The sequence below is a fragment of the Nocardia goodfellowii genome (assembly GCF_017875645.1).
Classification (GTDB): domain Bacteria; phylum Actinomycetota; class Actinomycetes; order Mycobacteriales; family Mycobacteriaceae; genus Nocardia; species Nocardia goodfellowii.
Genome location: NZ_JAGGMR010000001.1, coordinates 5,556,126 through 5,576,691, shown reverse-complemented (window position 1 = coordinate 5,576,691; position 20,566 = coordinate 5,556,126). Strand labels below are relative to the sequence as shown.

Below are 20,566 nucleotides of genomic sequence, written 5' to 3'. Positions count from 1 at the left end.
AATGCGCGGCGCAATCGGTACTGTCTGGCGCGCCGGCCGTTGCCGGAATTCGTGCAAAGCGAACGGCCGCATTATCGAGGAGAAGTAGCCGTTCGCGCGCCGGATTCGTGTCCCGGAGTCCGGGATGGAGCTGTGCGTGGCCCCTCGTTAGGAGTATTCGATGAAAATGCGCACCTGCGTGCAAGTATTCGCCGTGGTTGCCGCGTCGGTATTGGCGGCCCCACCCGCCGTGGCCGAGCCGGACCGCGCCGCGATCACCGGGTCCTGGCCCAAGGGCGAGCGCACCGTGCAACTGCGCGTCTACTCGGCGGCCATGCGTCAGGACATCATGGTCGACGTGCTGCGGCCCGCCGATCGCTCGGTACCCAGCCCGACGCTGTATCTGCTGAACGGCGGTGGCGGCGGCCAGGATTCGGCCACCTGGCAGAAGAACACCGACGTGCTCGGGTTCCTGTCGGGTAAGCAGGTGAACGTGGTGCAGCCGATCGGCGGCAAGTGGAGCTACTACACCGACTGGCGGGCGCCGGACCCGAAACTCGGGCTCTACAAATGGAAGACCTTCCTGACCGAGGAGCTCCCGCCGCTGATCGACGCCGAATTCGAGACTACCGGCGCGAATGCCATTGCCGGACTGTCGACTTCGGGAACCTCGGTGTTGCAACTGCCGATCGCCGCACCCGGGCTGTACCGCGCGGTCGCCGCCTACAGCGGATGCGCGCAGACCAGTGATCCGATCGGGCGGAAGTTCATCGAGCTGGCCGTGGAGAGTTGGGGCGGCGGCAATACCGTGAACATGTACGGTCCACCGGATGATCCGATGTGGGCGGCCAACGACCCCTATGTACACGCCGGGCAACTGCGTGGGCTGGAGTTGTACGTCTCCACCGGGACCGGCGTGCCGGGCATGTACGACGTCTACAACGGCACGCACATGCAGCCGGGACCGCGCGGCTTCGTCAATCAACTGGTGCTCGGCGGAGTGATCGAGGCGGCCGTCAACTGGTGCACGCACAACCTGCGGGACAAGCTCGATCGGCTCGGCATTCCCGCCACCTTCGACTTCCAGCCCACCGGCTCGCACTCCTGGGGCTATTGGCAAGAGGCGCTGAAGAACTCGTGGCCGGTGCTCGCCCGCGGACTCGGTCTGCCGGAGCGCTGATCAGCTCGCGCGGTACGAGCGGGCCACCAGGGCCGAACGCAGATACCACAATCCGGAGGGCTGGGCCGGATCGAAGCCGGTGAGCTGGGCGATGCGCTTGAGCCGATAGTCGACGGTGTTGGTGTGCACGTGCAGAACGCGGGCCGTGCGCTGGCGGTTGAGATTGTTGGCGATGTGGCGCTGCAAGGTTTCCAGTAGTTCGGGATGCTCGTCGAGCGGGTCCAGCAGCGAGCCGAGGTATTCGCGGCCGGGTCCGGGGCGGGTCAGCTGATATTCCAGGGCCAGTTCGTCGAATCGATAGAGTCCTGGCACCGCTTGCAGGCGCTGCACCATATCCAGCAGTTCGTGGGCCTGGTCGGCGGCGTCGGGGATCAGATCCGGCGTCGCCTGCACCAGGGTCGCGGTGATCCCGACCTGCGCGGCCTGGGAGAGCTGCACCACCAGCGCGTCCAATTCGGCGCTCTCGAACATGCCCGCGGGAATCAGCACCGTACCGCCGTCCACGCTGAGCAGCGACAAGGCGTTGTTGCCACAGCGCGTGGCGAGTTCGGCCTGCACGCGCCGCAGTTTGCGCCGTGCCACGACCTGGGTGTCGACCGCGGGGTTGGCTTCCTCGCGGTGCGGCGGAATGGCTACCGCCACAACGTCATACGACGGGGCGACGGAGATGCCGCATTCACGAGCCATGGTCGAGGTGCTGTGCCCGCCGAGCAGCGCCGAGGTCAAGGTGTGCACGGCGGTGTGATGTTCGCTGACCACGGCCCGCAGCTCTCGCACGTAGGCGACGGAGATGGCGGAGGTGATCTGGTCCAGCATCTCCAGCACCATTTTCGCGCCGTCGACGAGGTTGTCGTAGTCCTTGATGTGGGCGTTGGACACCACCAGATCCAGGCCGATCTTGAAGCCCTCGTGAATGGAGTGCTGGATGGTGTCGATCGGCACGCCTTCGCGGGCCCAGCCCGCCGCCGCGTCCTGCAGCCGGGCGAGCTTGGCGGGAATGTCGACCCCGTCCAGCATGCTCACCGCGAATTCCAGGCAGACCCGGGTGATCGTGGTGACGTCGCCGGTGATCGCGTCGCCGGGCAGCGTGCCACACGGCACCACGTTTTCCACGAAATGACCGACCATCTGGCGGGAGAGCGAGCGTACGTCCTTGAGCGAGGACGACATCGGTTTGCCGGACAAAGTCAGGCTCGGACGAGCCGAACTGTCGACGGTCATTGAAGACTTCCTTCCACCCCCGAAATTGCTGTGTGGAGCATTCACACTAACCGCAGTATGCCCGGCACGGATCGATTCGGTGTGCAATGTGCGATCGAATAGCTGTTCAGCAGGCGAATTTGTGATCATGCACAGATTGCGTCGAATCAGGCGGGGCACGGGTGAATTCCGAGTCGTCCGTTCCGCGGCCGGTACCGGTAGTATCGCCCACGGCGGGCCGGCACCCCGAAAACCGGGGGCTTGCCCGGCATGTGCCGGGCGCGCATGGTGGGAACCGGAGTGGTGCGACGAGCGGATAGGAGCAGGCGTATGCGACCGGCTCTGCGATGTCTGGTCTGGGAACTGGACAACACCCTGTGGGACGGCGTCGTCTGCGACGCCACCGGCACCATGCCGAAAGCGGATGCGCTGCGCACCCTGCGCACGCTGAGCGACCGGGGCATCTGGCATGCCGTCGCCAGTCGCAGCGACCGCGCACGCACCCTCGACGCCCTCTACCGGCACGGCCTCTATGAGATGTTCTCCGCCATCGAAATCGGCTGGGGCCGAAAGTCCTCCGCGATCGTCCGGATCGCGCAAACCCTGGGTCTCCCGTTGGACGCGATCGCCTTCGTCGACGCCGAACCCATCGAGCGCGCCGAAGTCACCCGGGCTTTGCCGCGCGTGCGCTGCTACGCGGCCCGCAACGTGGACGTCCTCACGGCAATGCCGGACTTTCGCCCCGTGCTGCATTCGCGGCCGACACCGACGCCGCCGATCGGATTCGATCGCGTCCCGGCGCTGTAGCCGGAACCGTGCCGACCTGTTTCCCCCGCGCGACCTTCGCGCTCTACCTGGGAACGGTCAACGGGGGTGGCGCCCGGTGAGTCGCGGAGCTCGCCAGGTGCGCCGCGGTCAGCCGATCATGGAGCCGGGGAGTGGCATGATGTCGAGGTCGCGCAGGCGGACCGGGTCGGCGATCACCTCGTAAGCGGTAACGCGATCGTCGGCCACTGTGATTCGCAGGGCCAGCACGAGTTTGCCGCGCGGGGCGACGATGATCCCGACCGCGCCGTCGACCACCGCGATCCCGGCGACCCGCGAACGGCGTTGCAGGACAAGTGTTTCCTTCGCGACCGCCGCCGCGCCCCGGACCACGACCGCCATCCCGGCGGGCAGCGCGGCGGGATCGGCGGTGCGGACCACATCGGGCGCCAGCACCGCCAGCAGGGCGGCGAGATCGCCCTCGCGGGCAGCCGCCAGGAACGCCTCGACGACCTGCCGCTGCCGGGCGAGCTCCGCGCTCGGAGCGGTGGACTCGCCGCGTGCCCGGAGCCTTGCCCGGCTGGCCAGCTTCTTGGTGGTCGCGGTGCTGCGCCCGACGATCGGCGCTATCTCGTCGAAGGGGACCGCGAACATATCGTGCAGGACGAAGGCGACCCGTTCATCGGGGCCGAGCGTAGTCAGGACCACGAGTAGGGCACGCCCCACCGAATCGATCAGCACCGCTTCGTGTTCGGGCTCGTTGTCATAGGCGGCGTCACCGGCCGAGTCGAGCGGATCTTCGCGCCGCGCCGCGCGTGCGCGCAGCATGTCCAGGCAGATCCGGGACACCACGGTGGTGAGCCACCCGGCCAGGTTCTCGATCGTTCCGGCGTCGGCCGCGGCGAGACGCAACCACGCCTCCTGGACCGCGTCCTCGGCGTCGGCGGCGGACCCCAGCAGGCGATAGGCGACGCTCCGCAAGTGATCGCGCCGGCCTTCGAAGGACCGCGCCAACAATTCCTGCCCGCTCACTCGTCACCTATCGCCGTCGGTATCCGTCATCTCGGTAGCGGCCGGAGAACTGCCCCGGAGCCGACCGCGTCCACCATCGCAGACGCCGGGCAAATCGAACCCAGGAGGGTCCCATGCATACCACCTATCTCGTCGTCACTGTGCTGGCCGCTCTGGCCGCCGCGATCGGGCTCACCCTCTATTTCCTGCTGGCGGTAGCCACCATCCTGCGCGCCCGGTATTACTCGCACCTGGGCTACCCGATGCCCTACCTACTCGCCGCCGCCGCCTCCGCCGCGCTGTTCGGCGCGGCCTGAATGATCGACGGTCTCCCGTTGTTTCCGGGAAACCCGGACTGCGCGAAGAAGCGGCTCGTATGTTGGGAGGGCGCGGTGCGGATGGGAGTCAGGCTATGGCCACGGATGAGCTAACTGCGGATTATGTGATCGTGGGGGCCGGATCGGCGGGTTCGGTACTCGCGAACCGGCTCAGCGCGGATCGCGGCACCCGGGTCGTAGTGCTGGAGGCCGGGCCGCCGGACAAGAACAAGTTCACGCATATCCCGGCCGCGTTCTCGAAACTCTTTCGCTCCGAAGTGGATTGGGACTACCTGACCGAGCCGCAACCGGAGCTGGACCACCGGCAGATCTATTGGCCGCGCGGGAAGATGTTCGGTGGCTCGTCCTCGATGAACGCGATGATGTGGGTGCGCGGGTTCCGGGCCGACTACGACGAGTGGGGCCTGCTCGCCGGCGAGGAATGGGGCTTCGCGGCGGCGATCGCGCAGTTCCGGCGGATCGAGAACGTCCAGGACGCCCAATATCCGGACGAGGGGGCGACCGGGCCGCTGTACGTGTCGAAACAGCGCAGTCCACGGGCGTCCACGGCGGCCTTTCTGGCAGCGGTGCGGGAAGCCGGGTACACGGTCGAGCCGCCGAATCGCCCGCGACCCGACGGATTCAGCCAGACCATGGTGACCCAGCGCCGCGGGCGTCGCTGGAGTACTGCCGACGCGTACCTGAGACCGGCCATGCGGCGGCCCAACCTCACGGTGCTCCCGGAAGCGCCGGCAACCCGGGTGCTCTTCGATGGCAAACGAGCCGTGGGTGTCGAATACCGCCGCGGCGCGGAGACATACACGGTTACCGCGCGCCGCGAGGTGGTGCTGTGCGGCGGCGCGATCAACAGTCCGCAACTACTGATGCTCTCGGGCGTGGGAGACATGGTGGAACTGGGCCGGCACGGCATCGCGACCGTGCAGCACAGCTCGGAGGTGGGCGCGAACCTACAGGATCATCTCGTCGCCGGCATCGGCTACGGCGTTGCGGCCGATTCCCTCTTCGACGCCGAGAAGCCCAGGGAACTCATCGACTACCTGGTTCGGCACCGTGGCATGCTCACCTCCAACGTCGGCGAGGCGTACGGATTCGTGCGTTCCCGGCCCGACCTCGAACTGCCCGACCTCGAGCTGATCTACGCACCCGCGCCGTTCTTCTACGAAGGCTTGCGGGATCCGAGCGAACACGGCGTCATCCTGGCGACTGTGCTGCTCCGTCCACGCAGTCGCGGCCGGATCGGTTTGGCGGCAGCCGATCCCACCACCAAACCGGTGATCGATCCCGGCTACCTCACCGACAGCGCGGATGCCGACCGCGCGGCGATCATGGCGGGCCTGCGGGTGTGCGCGGATCTCGCCGCTAAGCCGGCCATGAAATCGATCCTCGGACCGCTCATCTATCCGCCGAAGTCCCCGCCCGATCTCGAAGCCACCCTCGAGCTCGCCCTCAACGGCTACTCCCATACCCTCTACCATCCCGTCGGTACCTGTCGTATGGGTACGGACCCCGCCAGCGTCGTGGATCCACATCTGAAAGTCCGTGGAGTAGAGGCACTGCGAGTCGCCGACGCCTCGGTCATGCCACTGCTCATTCGTGGCCACACCTACGCTCCCGCCGTTTTCATCGGCGAGCAAGCCGCGGGATTCATCCTCGCCGATTAACTCCGGCGGGGGAGGGGACCAGTCGATAGCCCTGTGGGACAGGGGAATCGACTGGTCCGCAGGTTTGTTCGATGGGCGCGAGTGCCAGGGCTCGACTTACGGAACAGCGCGAGGTATCGGCCAGGTTTGACGCTTTGAAACCTGACCGCCTCCGAACCTATGTTGAACATCCCATAGTGTAGATATGCGCATCTAACTATGTATAAGCAGTTTATTGCCATGCAGACACGGGCTAATTCGAGTGCCCAGCGGCAAGTTTGACACCACGCCGAAAAACCGCGCCGAGAGCCGACAGTGGACTCTGCGCGGCTCGGGCAGAGCGGGTCACTGGCTCGGAGTGTGCGGGTGCACATCCGGCCTGGTGTGCCCGGAAAACTGCCTCGGCATCCGGCCCGGGAGCGGTAGCGTGGCCAGCGACTTGGCGGCTCGAGTGGAGGTGGCCGATGGGTTCGGGGTGTGTGCTGGTCACCGGTGGTAGCCGCGGGATCGGGGCGGCGGTGGCGTTGGCATTGGGTCGGCGGGGCGAGCGGGTTTGCGTCACGTATCGGAAGGATGCGCAGGCGGCGGAACGGGTGTGCGAGGAGATCGGGAGAACGGGGGGTGTGGGGCTGGCGGTGCGGGCCGATCTGGCTGAGGCGGCGGATATCGAGGAGTTGTTCGGGGCCGTGGACGCGGAGTTCGGTGGATTGACGGGGCTGGTCAACAATGCCGCGATACTCGAAAAGCAGTGCCGGACGGAGGAACTCGACGTCGAGCGGTTGCGGCGGGTGATGACGGTGAATGTGATCGGGCCGATGCTGTGCGCGCGTAACGCGGTGCGGCGGATGTCGACGAGGCACGGCGGGGGCGGCGGGGCGATCGTGAACGTGTCCTCGGCCGCGGCGCGGCTCGGGTCGCCGGGGGAGTATGTGGACTATGCGGCCAGCAAAGGCGCGCTGGACACCTTCACGCGAGGGCTGGCGTTGGAGGTCGCGGGGGAAGGGATTCGGGTCAATTCGGTGCGCCCGGGATTCATCTACACCGAGATGCACGCCGATGGCGGGGAGCCGGGGCGCGTCGATCGGATCGGGCCGACGCTACCGATGGGCCGGGGCGGGCGGCCCGAGGAGGTGGCCGAGGCCATCGTGTGGTTGCTCTCGGAGCAGGCCTCGTATGTGACGGGCACGTTCATCGATGTCGCGGGCGGGCGTTAGCGCCATCTACTTCAGGACGCGCAGTGCGGACTTCTCGATGAGGTCCGCGATCTCGGAGTAGGAGGCGTAGCCCATACCGGCGCGGACCAGGGCGCCGGCGTAGAGGAGTTCCAGGGATTCGATGATCTCGAGGTCGGGCTCGGGGCCGAGCGCGCGGATCAGGCGCTTGCGGATTTCCGCGCCGATCCGGATGCGCAGGTGCTCGACATCGGGGTCGCGGCCGAGCAGGGCGCTGGTGACGGCGCCGGAGAGTTCCTGTTCATCGGCGACGAGCATGGCGATGGTGCGCAGTTCCGCGATGACCCGGACGGCGGGGTCCGGATCCTCGCTGGCGGGGGACGGGTTGGAAACGAGGCGGCGCCAGAAGATTTCGGCGACCAGGTGTTCCTTGGAGGAGAAGTAGGTGTAGGCCGTCGCCGTGCCGACGCCGGCGGCGGCCGCTACCAGACGAATGGTCATGCCCGCGAAGCCTTCGCGGGCAAGCACTTCCACGGCCGAGCGAGTCAGCTTGTCGACGGTGTCGGCCTGCTTGCCGGTGAGGCGGCGGCGGGTCGCCTCCATGATGATGGGGGTGCCGTCGATGGACTGCGCTTCGGACATGTGTCTGAATCCTACTCGGTCGCGTGCTGGGTAAGGACACTGCCGGCGGCGGCGACGCCCGCTCGCCGTCCGTAGAAACTGCCGTCGCCGAGCGAGGCGCCGCTGACGTAGCCGCCGGTGGCGATGCCGGAGGTGCACCGGCCCGCGGCGAACAGGCCCGGTATCGGGTCGCCGGAGACGTGCAGGACCCGCGACTCGAGGTCGGTGCGCAGTCCGCCGAGGGTGAAACCGGCGGTGAATCCGCGCATGTCGAACGCGGCGAGCGAACCGGTCAGCGGACGAACCCATTCCGGCTTCTTGCCGAGCAGTGGATCGGATCCCTTGGCGGCGTGCAGGTTGTAGCAGTCGACGGTGGACTGCAACGACAACTCCGGCAACCCCATATCGGCCTCGAGTTCCGCGACGGTCTCGGCCGCCCATTTCGGTGGCTGCCGGAAGAACGGAGTCGCGGTTTCGGTGGCCAGCGCCTCTTCGTAGGCGGTTTCGTCGATGACGAGATAGGCCTGGTTGTCCTGCTGCATCAGCGTGAGCTGACCGATGCGCCCACCGTAGGTGTCCTCGGGCACGTACCGCTGCCCGCGCCCGTTGACGAGGATGCCGCGCGCCAGTAGTTGCGGGTCGCCGAAGAAGGCGACCTCGGTGGCGTCCATGTGCGCCAGATCCGCGCCGAGCGCTTGAGCCAGCCGGATGCCGATTCCGTCGTGCTCTTCGATGGCGGCGGCGGGCCGTCCGATCAGCCGCGGCGCGTAATCCTCGATCATCTGCTGCTGGTAGGCGAAGCTGCCGGTGGCCAGCACCACGCCGCGTTCGGCGCGGATGGTGACCTCTTTGCCGAACTGGGTGGCCAGCACGCCGGCCACGCGTCCGGTCTGGTCGACGATGAGCCGCCGGATCCGGGTGTCGTATTCGGCTCGGACGCCGAGCGATTCGGCGGTCTCGGCGAGCGGCTTCATCAGCATGTATCCGCCGCTGCGCTGTCCGATCTTCTTCTCGCCGTACTGCGGAACATGTCCGCGGGGAGCGGGTTTCGCGATCGTGTTGAACGGTGCCGCGTTCTCGCCGCCGGAGTACATCAGGCCCTCGTCGTGCGGCGGCTCCCAGCCCGGCTGACCCCAGAACGCTTCGCGGAACGGCACTCCCGCGGCCACCAGCCAGTTGTAGTGCTCGACGCTGCCCCGGCAGTAGTCCGCGATCTTGGCTCGGTCCGCGCCCGCGCCGATCGCCGCGAGCAGGAACTTCTCCATGTTCTCGGGAGTGTCCTCGAAACCGAGCGCCTGCTGCAGCGGAGTGCCGCCGCCCAGGTAGATGAATCCGCCCGCCATCGCGGCCGCGCCGCCCCAGCCGCCGGTGCGCTCCAGGATCAGCACCTCGGCGCCGGCGCGGGCCGCTTCGATGGCGGCGCAGACCCCGGCGATGCCGTAGCCGGCGATCACCACGTCGGCGCGCAGGTCCCAGTCGGTGATGTCCGCGGCGGGCAGGGGACGAATGGTGGCGTCGGCCATGGTCGGTGGATCCTTACTTCTCGGTGCTCTCGGACTGCTCTTTGCGTGCGGCCTTCTTCTGCTGGGCCACAATGGTTCCCACCAGAATGTCGAGTTTGGTGCCGCTGGGCCAGCCCACATAGTGACAGAGGAACAAAGCGATCTCGTGCAGTTCGGCTTCGGTCAGTTCCTTGTTGCGCAGGGCCGCGCCGATCTGGATGCCCGCGGTGTCCATGAGGTTCTGCGCGGTCAACGCGCCGAGCAGCAGCAGACGCCGGTCGCGGATGCTGAGGCCTTCGCGCGACCAGACATCGGCGAAGAGATGGTCGGCGGTCATCGCGAAGTGGTCGCCGGGATAGTTCTGGAATTCGGTGCCGTAGACCTCGGCCATCTTCTCCAGCCCGCGGCGGCGGCGTTCGTCCGCGGAGCCGTTGGTGTTCTCACTCATGGCAATTCGCCTTTCGAAGCTGTGGGTTCACGGTGTGCGCCGTTCCGCGACGGCGGGGCCTTGCCCGACGCCCAGGCCGGGACCGAGGTGTTCGAGCGCGAGCTCGGCCAGCGGGAGGGGCACGTCGAGGCGGCCGGCCAAGTCCAGGGCGAGCGCGAGATCCTTCTCGCCGAGGTCGCGGACGTGCCGCAGAATCGGCAGCCAGAAGTCGCCCGGCTCGATGGATGCGGTGCTGTCGCGCAACATGATCGCCCCAGGTCCGCCGGTGACGGCGTCGGAGTGGCGCACCACCTTGCCGAGCTCGGTGATGTTCAGACCCGAGGCCTCGGCGAGGCGCTGCGCCTCGGTGGTCGCGGTGAACGCGATGAAATGCAGCAGATTGCGCGCCAGCTTCATCCGGGTGCCCGCACCCACCGGCCCGGCGTGCACGATCAGGTCCGCGAAGGTGCCGAACGGCGCGCGGACGCGCTGGAAGGCGGCCTCGCTACCGCCGACCATGACCGCGAGCCGGCCGCTCGCCGCCCCCGCCGCGCCGCCGCTGATCGGCGCGTCCACGAATTCGACGCTGTGGGCGGCGCATTCGGTGGCGAGTTCTTCGGCGGTGCGGTCGCTGATGGTGGAGTGCACGGCGACGACGGTGCCGGGTTTCGCGGTCTCCAGGACACCGTCGGGGCCGCTCAGTACCGATCGCACCTGCTCGTCGTTCACTACGGCGATCGAGATGACCTGGCACTGCTCGGCGAGCTGCGCGGCGGACAACGCCGTAGCCGCACCGGAATCGGCGTACGGCCGCATCGCGTCGGCCCGCATGTCGCTGACTGTCAGCCCGCCCTGCCACGCCAGCAGGCGTTCGGCCATGGGGGCGCCCATATTGCCCAGCCCGATGAACCCGACCCGATCCGTCATGCCCGGAACACCTGTCCGCCGTCGATATTGAAGATTTGACCGGTCACCCAGCTCGCGTCGTCGGAGAGCAGGTACAGGCAGGCGCCGACGAGATCCTGCGGCGTGCCCATCCGCTTGAGCGGCAGCCGGTTCACCATGTCGGTCACGATCTGCTCCGGCGTGACGGCCTTGGTCGCTTCGGTGTCGATCGGCCCGGGCGCGATGGCGTTGATCCGGATGTTGTTGCCGCCGAGTTCGAAGGCCAGCTGCTGGGTCAACCCATTCACGCCGACCTTGGCCAGCCCGTAGAAACTCGAATAAGTCCAGGCGGCCGTGGAGGACTGGTTGACGATCGACCCGCCCTTCCTGCGCATGTGCGGCCATACGGCGCGGGTCACGTTGAGCGCGCCGTCCATGTTCACCGACATGAACTTCTTGTAGTAGTCCCACGGCACGGTCAACAGCAGGTTGAGTTTCATGTCGCCGTAGATGGCGGCGTTGTTGACCAGATGGTCGATGCCGCCGAATTCCGCGACGGTGAATTCGGCCAGCTCCTTGGCGGAATCCGGATCGGCGACGTCGCAGCGCGCGAACACCGCGGTTCCACCGTCCGCGGTGATCTTCTCCGCCGTCGCCTGCCCGCGCTCGGTATTCAAGTCGGCGACAACGACTTTCGCGCCCTCGGCGGCGAGTGCGGCGGCGTAGGCCGCGCCGATACCCTGCGCGGCGCCGGTGACGATGGCGGACTTTCCGGTGAATCGGGCCATGGGGTGTGCTCCTCTATCTAGGTCTGTCGGCGGTGTTCGCTGGGCGCTGAGCTCACCCCGCGGCGGTCGAGATCAGCTTGGTTTCCAGGTACTCCTCGAACCCGGCGACACCCATTTCCCGGCCGATGCCGGACTGTTTGTAGCCGCCGAAGGGTGCGTCGGCGGAGTACCAGATACCGCCGTTGACGCTGAGCGTTCCGGTACGGACCCGGTCGGTGACATGCCGGAGGCGAGCGGGATCGGTGCCCCACACCGAGCCGGAGAGCCCGTACGGGGAATCGTTGGCGATGCGGATGGCGTCGTCGTCGCCGTCGTGCGGGATGATCACCAGCACCGGCCCGAAGATCTCCTCCCGCGCGACGGTCGCGCTGTTCGGGACGTCGGCGATGAGGGTCGGCTCGATGAAGTAGCCCCGGTCCTGTCCGGCGGGCCGGCCGCCGCCCACCACGATCCGGCCGCCTTCGGTCCGTGCGATCTCCAGGTACCGTTCCACCCGGGTGCGCTGACGCTCGGAAATGAGCGGCCCGCACACGGTGCCGGGGGAGTTCGGGTCGCCGGGCTTGATGCCGCGCAACGTCGTGGCCGCGACTTCGATTGCCTCGTCGTAGGCGGCGCGTGGTACCAGCAGGCGGGTGCTCAGCGCGCACCCCTGGCCGGCGTGCACGCTGACCGAGAACGCGGTAACACCCACGGCGGCAGCGAGATTCGCGTCATCCAGGACGATGGCCGCCGACTTGCCGCCGAGTTCGAGGAACGCCTTCTTCAGGTTCGCCGCCGCGCCCCGCATCACCGCTCGGCCGGTCTGGGTCGAACCGGTGAAGCTGATCATGTCGACCCGCGGATCCTCGGTGAGGATCGACCCCAGCGCATGGTTGGCCGAGGTCACGATGTTCACCACCCCGGCCGGGATATCGGTGTGCTCGGCGATGACGACGCCGACCGCGGCCGCGCACCAGGGCGTATCCGGAGCGGGCTTGAGCACCAGCGTGTTCCCGGCGGCGAGCGCGGGACCGAGCTTGGCGAAGTTGATCTGGTGCGGGAAGTTCCACGGCGTGATCGCGCCGACCACGCCGACAGCCTCCCGGCGCACGACCCGGTGGCTCGTGATGCCCATCGGTGCGGCAGTGCCGAGATCGGTTTCCCATGGGTAGGTTTCGGCGAGTCCGGCCGCATACTCCAAATCCGCGATCGGCCCCTCCAGCTGTGGACCGCGGGTGAACATCAGCGGTGCGCCCGCCTCCGCGACCGTAATCGCCCGCAGCTCCTCGATATTCGCCTCCAGTGCGGTGCGCAGCTGGCGTAGGCAGTGCGCGCGGAAGGCGTGATCGCGAGACCAGTCGGTGTCGTCGAACGCGGTGCGCGCGGCGGTGATCGCGGTATCGAGGTCGGCGGTGTTCGCGTCGGCGGCCTGGCCGAGCACCTCCTCGGTGGCGGGGTTGATCGTGGCGAAGACGCCGTTACCCCCGTCGATCAGCTTGCCGCCGACCAGCATTGGCGCACTATCGGCGGGCAGAAGGCTGCTCATGCAAACTCCGATCCTGTCTGGACACGTGTACGGAATATAGTCCGGACTGCGGAAACGATGCAAGAACGAGTTACAGGCAGTTCGCGCGGCCGGGGCGGGTGGTGGTGTGCGCCAACGGGGTTGGCCGATTCCGTTCGAGCGTTCCGGTCTGCGCCGAATCTTCGGCTATTCCCAGGGAATCGTTGTCGAAGCCCGGGGTCGCTGGTACCGTCCAGACACATGTCCAGCTATGTGTCTCCCACTGGCGTTCAGGGCCTGTCGATGAGCGAGAACGTGTTCTCGCAGGAGGGGTGTGCGTGATGACTGCCGCGTCAGTGGAGCCGCTGATCTTCGACCCGTACGACTATCGCTTCCACGAGGATCCGTACCCGACATATCAGCGCCTGCGTGCCGAAGCCCCGCTGTATCACAACGCGGAACTCGGATTCTGGGCGCTGTCGCGGCATGTGGATGTCACCAACGGTTTCCGCGACGCCGCCCGGCTGTCGAGTGCCAACGGCGTCTCCCTGGATCCCGCCGCCTACGGCCCGCACGCGCACCGGGTGATGTCGTTCCTGGCGATGGACGACCCCCGGCACCTGCGTCTGCGCCGCCTGGTCTTCAAAGGCTTCACCCCCAAGCGGGTCGCCGAGATGGAGGACCGCATCCGCGAGCTCACGCTGTCCTACTTGGAGCCGGCTCTGGCGCGCGGCGGTTTCGACTGGATCGACGAGGTCGCGGGCAAACTCCCCATGGACGTGATCTCGGAGCTGATGGGTGTCCCGGCCGCCGATCGCGCCGAGATCCGCAGGCTCGCCGACCTGGTCGTGCATCGCGAAGACGGCGTCCTCGACATCCCGATGGCCGCCGCGCAGGCCTCCATGACCCTCATCGGCTACTACGCCGACATGGTCGCCGAACGCCGCCGCACTCCCGCCGACGACCTCACCTCCGCCCTGCTCAACGTCGAAACCGACGGCGACCGGCTCACCGAGGAGGAAATCATCGGCTTCATGTTCTTGATGGTCGTCGCGGGTAACGAGACCACCACCAAACTGCTCGGCAACGCCCTGTATTGGGGCGCGAAGAACCCCGGGGAGTACGCCAAGGTCGCCGCCGACGATCACCTGGTCTCGGACTGGGTCGAGGAAACGTTGCGCTACGACACCTCGAGCCAGATCCTGGCCAGGACCGCCACCACCGACATCGACTATCCGTACGGCACCATCCCCGCCGGCGCCAAGGTGCTGTTGTTGATCGGCTCGGCCAACCGTGATCCCGAGGTTTTCGCCGACGGCGACGACTTCCGGATCGAACGCCCCGACAAAGCCGCGCTCGCCAGTTTCGGTGCGGGCGTGCACTTCTGCCTCGGCGCGCACCTGGCCCGGCTGGAAACCAATGTCGCACTGCGCGAATTCGCCGCCCGGGTCCGCGGCTACGACGTCGAGGACGCCGGGATCGAACGCGTGCACTCCAGCAATGTCCGCGGTTTCGCGAAACTCCCCATCACCGTGGAGGTCCGGTAAATGCCCCGTTTCGAACCCAATCCCGACCGCAGGCCCGCCCTGGTCGCCGGAGCCTCCTCCGGTATCGGGGCCGCCACCGCGATCGCGCTGGCCGGTCTCGGCCATCCGGTCGCGCTGGGCGCCCGCCGGGCAGACAAATGCGAGGAACTCGCGGCGAAGATCACGGCCGACGGCGGAACAGCTTTCGCGCACCGGCTCGACGTCACCGACGCCGCGTCGGTGGCGGAGTTCGTCAGCGCCGCCGAGCGCGAACTCGGGCCGACCGAGATTCTGGTGTCCGGTGCCGGTGATATCGAGTTCGGGCCCGTCCACGAGATGGACCCGGAACGGTTCATGCACCAGATCGGCGTGCACCTGGGCGGCGCGCACCGCCTCGCGAACCAGGTCCTGCCGGGCATGATCGCAAGGCAGCGCGGCGATTTCGTGCTCATCAGCTCCGACTGCGCGCCCGAGCCGCGGCCGCAGACCGGCGCCTACAGCGCCGCGAAGGCCGGGCTCGAGGCGATGGCACTGCAACTGCGGATGGAACTGGAGGGCACCGGCGTTCGCGCCTCCCTGGTGCGCCCCGGCCCCACGCTGACCGGCATGGGCATGAACTCGACCCCCGAGGTAGTCGGCCCGATGCTGCAGGCCTGGAAGGACTGGGGTTTCGCCCGCCACCCCTACATGCTGCGCGCCGAGGATCTGGCCGCCGCGGTGCTGGCCGTGGTGAGCGCGCCGCGCGGTGCGCACCTGGTGCTCGTCGAGGTGCAGCCGGAAGCGCCGCTGCGCAAACAGGATTAGGAGCCGAGAGTGAGAATCGTGGCCGATCTGGACCTGTGCCAAGGGCACGCGGTCTGTCAGGACGAGGCGCCCGAGGTGTTCAGCGTGCCCAAACGCGGCAAGGTCGAAATCGCCGACCCCGCGGCGGATTCCGCTGAGGTGCAACGCGCCGTTCGCTATTGCCCGACCCAAGCCCTGTCGATCGTGACCGAAAACCGAACCGAAGGAGCCCGGTGATGACCGGATACACCCGCACCGAACTCGACGAGATGGTGCGCCGCTGGGTGGTGGAGAACCAGCACTGCGAAGAGAAGGGCGACTGGAAACCGCTCGCCGAGATGTACACCATCGACGCGACCTACGGCTGGAACTACGGACCGACCCAGGAATTCATGGCGGTCGGCCGGGAAGAGATCCGCGAGCTGGCGCTGGGCCAGGAAATGCAGGGGCTGGAGGGCTGGACCTATCCGTATCAGGAGTTCGTCGTCGACGAACGCAGCGGCAGCGTGATCGGCCTCTGGAAGCAGATCAGCGAGCGCACCCGCGCGGATGGTTCGCACTACTCCCCGCAGGGCATCGGCGGCAGTTGGTTCCGCTACGCCGGAGACTTCCAATGGTCCTGGCAGCGTGACTTCTTCGACTTCGGCAACGTCTCGGCCATGTTCATGGAGATGATCCAGAACAACGCCCTGTCCGACGGGATGCAGAAACGCATCCAGCGCTCGATGTCCGGCCCGCTGCCGGGCTGGTACCGGGTCGGCGAAGCACCGGCGTCGCTGTGGTGAGTACTTTCGACCAGCTCGACCGGGCCACGCTCGCCCGGCTGGTGCCCGAACTGCTGCTGTGCGGGCACCTCATCGACCGCTCGGGCATGGCGCACTGCATCGCCGCGTTCGGCCGGCCCGGCATGACCGCGGTCGCCATCGAGGAATGGCAGGTGGCCAGCCCCGTCTACACCCGCCGGATGCGCCGCGCCCTCGGCATCGAAGGCGACGGCGTCGACACGATCTTCAAGGGCCTGCAACTCGATATCGGCGCGCCACCGCAGTTCATGGATTTCCGATATCGGGTCGATGATCACGATCACGGTGAGTTCTGGCTCGATCACTGCGGCGCGCTGCTGGATGTGGAGCCGATGGGGCCGGAGTTCGTGGTCGCGATGTGTCACGACATGGAGGACCCTACCTTCGACGCGACCGCCCTGGCCACCAATCCGCACGCGCAGGTCCGGCCCATCCATCGCCCGCCGCGGACGCCCGCCGATCGGCATCCGATGTGTGCCTGGAAGGTCACCATCGATCCGGCCCATGAGCCGCCGCCGATTCCGCCGAACTCGGACCTGCTGGCGAATAGTGTTGCGGCGCAATTGGAGTTGCCTGATATCGACCCGGGAGACGCGGGCATGTCCGACTACGCGGGTCCGCTGCTGAGCGACCTGCGCTTCGAGGACTTCTCCAGGTCGGCGCTGATCCGCCTCGCCGACGAGGTCTGTCTGCAACATCACCTGCTGACGCTCGGTTTCCTCGTCGCGGTCCGTGCCCGCACCGATCGAGCCACCGAGATCGGCCGCAAGCAGTTCACCGGTATCGCCGGAATCACCTCCGAACGATTGCGCGCGGCCCTCGAACTCGGCGACGACACCGCGGCCCTGACGACGGTGCTGCGATTGCACCCGGCCTGGAATCCGCTGTCCTACACCGGCATCAGCATCACCGAGACCGCGGATTCGGTGCGTATCCGCCTGCCGCGCAGAAGCGGCGCGCAATCCGACGGTGTCTGGCCCGCCCTGCTCGACGCCGGCCACCTCGCGCCGCTGGAGGCGATGGCGCGCGGGGTGAATCCGCACTCCTACATCCGTGCCGTGGACGCCGACGAGTTCGGCTGGAGTGCCGAAATCGCCTTCGCGGCAGAGCCTTTCCGGGAAGCTACGGAGGTGGCGATCACCCGTTTCAGCAAGGGTGCCGCCTTCACCTTCACCGACCGCGGTATCCCGTTGCCGCTCACCGTGGTGTAACGCAAGACAAGGAAGAACCATGGCCAACAATTTCGCCGACCTGTACGAGCACTCCGCCGACGCGATGCCGGACCGGGTGGCCGTGGTCGAAGGCGACCGTACGGTCACCTTCGCCGAACTCGACGCCGCGTCCAACCGCCTGGCGCACTACCTGGCGTCGGTGGGTGTGCGGGCGGGTACGCACGTCGGCTTCCAGATGCACAACGGCATCGCCACCATGGAGACGCTGATCGCCTGCTTCAAGATCCGCGCCGTCCCGATCAATATCAACTACCGCTACCGGGCCGACGAATTGCGCTACGTCTACGACAATGCCGACCTCGAGGTGCTCGTCTACCACGACACCTACGAGGCCGGGGTGCGCGAGGCCGCGCCCTTGGTCGACTCGCTGCGTGAACTGCTCGTCGTCGGCGAAAACAGCGGTGCGGCAACGTCGTACGCCGATGCCCTGGCCGCCGGTTCGCCGGAGCGCGATTTCGGCCCGCGCAGCGCCGACGACCTGTTCATGATGTACACCGGCGGCACCACGGGCCTGCCCAAGGGCGTCATGTGGCGCCAGGAGGACATGTGGCGGGTCCTGGGCGGCGGCATCGACTTCTACACCAACGAGCCGGTCGCCGACGAGTACCAGCAGTCCCGGGTCGGTTCCGGTAATCCGCAGGCCACCTGGTTCGTGCTGCCGCCGCTGATCCACGCCGCCGCCATGATGCCCACCTTCACCGCGCTCTGGTCCGGCAACGCGGTGATCTTCGAGCCGAAGTTCGATGCGCAACGGGTCTGGGAGGTGGTGGCGCGGCGTAAACCGCAGGTCCTGGTCATTACCGGAGATGCCATGGCCCGGCCGCTGATCGATGCCTACCGGGTACGCCCGGTGGAGTCCTCGGTGCTGGCGATCGGTTCCGGCGCGGCCCTGCTGTCGCAGTCGGTGAAGAACACCTTGCTGGAGATGTTTCCCTCGACGGTGGTCACCGATTCCATCGGTTCCTCCGAAACCGGTTTCGGCGGTATCGGTTTCGCGCAGAAGGACGACAACCCCAGCCGCGGTCCGCGGGTGCAGACCGGGCGCGGGGCAGTCGTCGTGGACGACGCGGGCCGCCCGGTCGGGCCGGACGAAGAAGGCTGGGTGGCCAAGACCGGCGCGGTACCGCTGGGCTACTACAAGGACCCGGTCAAGACCGAGAAACTGTTCAAGACCGTCGACGGCGCTCGCATGGTGATCACCGACGACCGCGCCCGCCAGGAAGCCGACGGCTCCATCACCCTGCTCGGCCGCGGGAACATGGTGGTCAACACCGGTGGGGAGAAGGTGTTCGTCGAAGAGGTCGAGGCCGTGGTGAAGGCGCACGAGTCGATCTACGACGCGGTGGTGATCGGCGTGCCGCACGAGCGGTGGGGCCAGCAGGTCGCGGCGGTGGTGTCCGCCGACGGGAAGCTGGAGTTCGGCGATCTCGAAGCCCATGTGCGCAAACATCTCGCGGGATACAAGATTCCGCGCCGGGTCTGGCTGGCCGATCAGGTACTGCGTTCCCCGAGCGGCAAACCCGACTATCGCTGGGCCAAGGACTTCGCGGCGGCCAGCGAGCCGACGTATCAAGTGGATTGAGCGATGTCACGATCGCCGAGCCGACCGTCCGCACCCGAGCGCCGCGCATCTGATGGAGGCTGATCCGATGAACACCACTGAAACCCAGGCCACGCTACCGGCCCGCATCACACCCGAGCTGATCGATCGGCTGACCGCGATGGTCGCCGCGAGTGACGCCGATCCCTATCAGATGATCGAGGTCTACACCGGCGCGGTCGTCGGCACGCTGCCGCAGTCCCGGCCCGCGGACATCACCACCGCCTACGCCAAGGCTCGCGCGGCGCAACGGGAATGGGCCGCCTGGCCGCTGAAGCGCCGGCTCGAGGTCTTCGAACGCGCGCACGCGCTCCTGCTCGCGGAATGCGAGACCACCGCCGACCTGATCCAGATCGGCTGCGGCAAAGCGCGTCGCATGGCCGTGGAGGAATCGTGCGACGTGCCCATGGTGATCAGCCATTACCTCAAGACCGCGCGCAAAGTGTTGCGCCCCAAGCGTCGCGGCGGTCCGATGCCGGTCGTCACCAGTTCCACCGAGGAGCACCGGCCCAAGGGCGTGGTGGCGGTGTTCGCCCCGTGGAACTTTCCGTTCGCCATCGCGCTGTCTGATTCGGTTCCGGCGCTGATCGCCGGGAACGGCGTAGTGCTCAAGCCGGACAACAAGACCGCGCTGTGCGCGCTGTTCGGCGTGGAACTGCTGTACCGGGCGGGGTTGCCGGAAGGTCTGCTCCAGGTCGTGTGCGGTGAAGGCCCCGAGGTCGGTCCGGCGCTGATCGACAACGCCGACTTCGTCATGTTCACCGGTTCCACCGCCACCGGCCGCATCGTCGGCGAAGCCGCGGGCCGCAACCTCATCGGTTGCAGTCTCGAGCTCGGCGGCAAGAACCCGTTGATCGTCTGTGCGGACGCCGATCTGGACGCGGTGATTCCGGGGGCGGCCTTCGCGGTGTTCGCCAACTCGGGTCAGGCCTGCATGCACATCGAGCGGATCTACGTGCACGAGAGCCGTTACGACGAATTCGTGCGCCGATTCGTCGCCGCGGCGGAGGAACTGAACGCCAAGATCGGCGCCACCTATGACTACACGCCCGAATTCGGGTCGCTGGTGTCGGTGCCGCACATGGAACGCGTCGCCGCCCACATCGAGGACGCCCGCGCCCACGGCGCGACCGTGCTGACCGGAGGCAAACCACGCCCGGATATCGGGCCCGCGTTCTACGAGGCCACGGTGCTCACCGAGGTCACCCCGGAGATGACGCACGCCACGGTGGAGACCTTCGGCCCGGTCGCCGCCGTGTACAAGTTCGCTGACGACCAGGAGGCGATCCGCCTGGCCAACGACACCGATTACGGTCTCAACGCCAGCGTGTGGAGTTCGGATCTGGCCCACGCCCGGCGGATCGCCGCTCAGCTCGAGGCCGGCAACATCAATATCAACGACGGCTTCGTCACCACCTACGCGGCCAAGGCCACGCCGTCGGGCGGCGTCAAGAACTCCGGCGTCGGCGCCCGGCACGGTGACCACGGCCTGCTCAAATACACCGACACCATCAATGTCGGCGTGCAGAAACGTCAGATCATGGCGGCCCGCGACGGCATGCCTTACCAGAAACAGTTGCAGATCACCCTGGCGTCGCTGCGGCTCATGCGTCGAACTCGTTTGCGCTGAG

General features: G+C 67.4%; 20 protein-coding genes. 12 read left to right on the top strand and 8 right to left on the bottom strand.

Annotation, left to right across the window (positions count from 1 at the left end):
* The first annotated feature begins 166 nt into the window (after positions 1–166).
* Positions 167–1,159: an alpha/beta hydrolase gene (locus BJ987_RS25720; protein WP_209899074.1), complete on the top strand. Its 993-nt coding sequence runs from the start codon at positions 167–169 to the stop codon at positions 1,157–1,159.
* Here BJ987_RS25720 and BJ987_RS25715 read toward each other — a convergent pair whose 3' ends face one another.
* Complete coding sequence (locus tag BJ987_RS25715; protein WP_209894988.1) at positions 1,160–2,380, bottom strand: PucR family transcriptional regulator; 1,221 nt, start codon at positions 2,378–2,380, stop codon at positions 1,160–1,162.
* 309 nt (positions 2,381–2,689) lie between these two features.
* Here BJ987_RS25715 and BJ987_RS25710 point away from each other — a divergent pair, with 309 nt between their 5' ends.
* Positions 2,690–3,166, top strand: coding sequence for an HAD-IIIC family phosphatase (locus tag BJ987_RS25710; protein WP_209894986.1), 477 nt, complete (start codon positions 2,690–2,692; stop codon positions 3,164–3,166).
* A 108-nt stretch (positions 3,167–3,274) separates the two neighbouring features.
* Here BJ987_RS25710 and BJ987_RS25705 read toward each other — a convergent pair whose 3' ends face one another.
* Positions 3,275–4,156: a sigma-70 family RNA polymerase sigma factor gene (locus tag BJ987_RS25705; RefSeq protein ID WP_209894984.1), complete on the bottom strand. Its 882-nt coding sequence runs from the start codon at positions 4,154–4,156 to the stop codon at positions 3,275–3,277.
* 113 nt (positions 4,157–4,269) lie between these two features.
* Between BJ987_RS25705 and BJ987_RS25700 the strand changes: the two genes are divergently transcribed.
* From BJ987_RS25700 to BJ987_RS25690, 3 genes are all read left to right on the top strand, one after another.
* On the top strand, positions 4,270–4,452 hold the full coding sequence (locus BJ987_RS25700; RefSeq protein WP_209894982.1) for a hypothetical protein: 183 nt from the start codon (positions 4,270–4,272) through the stop codon (positions 4,450–4,452).
* Positions 4,453–4,547: 95 nt separating this feature from the next.
* Positions 4,548–6,134, top strand: coding sequence for a GMC family oxidoreductase (locus BJ987_RS25695; protein WP_209894980.1), 1,587 nt, complete (start codon positions 4,548–4,550; stop codon positions 6,132–6,134).
* A gap of 443 nt (positions 6,135–6,577) precedes the next feature.
* Positions 6,578–7,327, top strand: coding sequence for an SDR family oxidoreductase (locus tag BJ987_RS25690; RefSeq protein ID WP_209894978.1), 750 nt, complete (start codon positions 6,578–6,580; stop codon positions 7,325–7,327).
* A 6-nt stretch (positions 7,328–7,333) separates the two neighbouring features.
* Here BJ987_RS25690 and BJ987_RS25685 read toward each other — a convergent pair whose 3' ends face one another.
* The 6 genes from BJ987_RS25685 to BJ987_RS25660 are packed head-to-tail and all read right to left on the bottom strand — an operon-like array spanning position 7,334 to position 13,033.
* Positions 7,334–7,927 carry a TetR/AcrR family transcriptional regulator gene (locus BJ987_RS25685; protein WP_209894976.1) on the bottom strand — a complete coding sequence of 198 codons (594 nt, stop codon included), beginning with the start codon at positions 7,925–7,927 and terminating at the stop codon, positions 7,334–7,336.
* A gap of 11 nt (positions 7,928–7,938) precedes the next feature.
* Positions 7,939–9,429, bottom strand: a complete 1,491-nt coding sequence (locus BJ987_RS25680; protein ID WP_209894974.1) for an FAD-dependent oxidoreductase — start codon at positions 9,427–9,429, stop codon at positions 7,939–7,941.
* 13 nt (positions 9,430–9,442) lie between these two features.
* The gene (locus tag BJ987_RS25675; protein WP_209894972.1) at positions 9,443–9,856 is read right to left on the bottom strand and encodes a carboxymuconolactone decarboxylase family protein; all 414 of its coding nucleotides are present in this window, start codon (positions 9,854–9,856) and stop codon (positions 9,443–9,445) included.
* A gap of 27 nt (positions 9,857–9,883) precedes the next feature.
* Positions 9,884–10,762: an NAD(P)-dependent oxidoreductase gene (locus BJ987_RS25670; protein ID WP_209894970.1), complete on the bottom strand. Its 879-nt coding sequence runs from the start codon at positions 10,760–10,762 to the stop codon at positions 9,884–9,886.
* Positions 10,759–11,508, bottom strand: coding sequence for an SDR family oxidoreductase (locus BJ987_RS25665; protein ID WP_209894969.1), 750 nt, complete (start codon positions 11,506–11,508; stop codon positions 10,759–10,761). Before BJ987_RS25665 ends, BJ987_RS25670 begins: the two co-directional genes overlap by 4 nt.
* A gap of 52 nt (positions 11,509–11,560) precedes the next feature.
* A complete protein-coding gene (locus BJ987_RS25660; protein ID WP_209894967.1) occupies positions 11,561–13,033 on the bottom strand; it encodes an aldehyde dehydrogenase in 1,473 nt (490 codons plus the stop codon).
* 299 nt (positions 13,034–13,332) lie between these two features.
* Here BJ987_RS25660 and BJ987_RS25655 point away from each other — a divergent pair, with 299 nt between their 5' ends.
* From BJ987_RS25655 to BJ987_RS25625, 7 genes are all read left to right on the top strand, one after another.
* On the top strand, positions 13,333–14,538 hold the full coding sequence (locus BJ987_RS25655; RefSeq protein ID WP_209894966.1) for a cytochrome P450: 1,206 nt from the start codon (positions 13,333–13,335) through the stop codon (positions 14,536–14,538).
* Positions 14,539–15,321 carry an SDR family oxidoreductase gene (locus BJ987_RS25650; protein ID WP_209894965.1) on the top strand — a complete coding sequence of 261 codons (783 nt, stop codon included), beginning with the start codon at positions 14,539–14,541 and terminating at the stop codon, positions 15,319–15,321.
* Positions 15,322–15,330: 9 nt separating this feature from the next.
* Complete coding sequence (locus BJ987_RS25645) at positions 15,331–15,537, top strand: ferredoxin (protein WP_209894964.1); 207 nt, start codon at positions 15,331–15,333, stop codon at positions 15,535–15,537.
* Positions 15,537–16,085, top strand: a complete 549-nt coding sequence (locus tag BJ987_RS25640; RefSeq protein WP_209894963.1) for a nuclear transport factor 2-like protein — start codon at positions 15,537–15,539, stop codon at positions 16,083–16,085. Before BJ987_RS25645 ends, BJ987_RS25640 begins: the two co-directional genes overlap by 1 nt.
* A complete protein-coding gene (locus BJ987_RS25635; protein ID WP_209894962.1) occupies positions 16,082–17,314 on the top strand; it encodes a hypothetical protein in 1,233 nt (410 codons plus the stop codon). The genes BJ987_RS25640 and BJ987_RS25635 overlap by 4 nt, the downstream gene beginning before the upstream one ends.
* 19 nt (positions 17,315–17,333) lie before the next feature.
* Entirely contained in the window at positions 17,334–18,917 is a 1,584-nt protein-coding gene (locus tag BJ987_RS25630) for an acyl-CoA synthetase (protein ID WP_209894961.1), read from the top strand.
* 67 nt (positions 18,918–18,984) lie between these two features.
* Positions 18,985–20,565 carry a succinic semialdehyde dehydrogenase gene (locus BJ987_RS25625; protein ID WP_209894959.1) on the top strand — a complete coding sequence of 527 codons (1,581 nt, stop codon included), beginning with the start codon at positions 18,985–18,987 and terminating at the stop codon, positions 20,563–20,565.
* Position 20,566 lies beyond the last annotated feature (1 nt).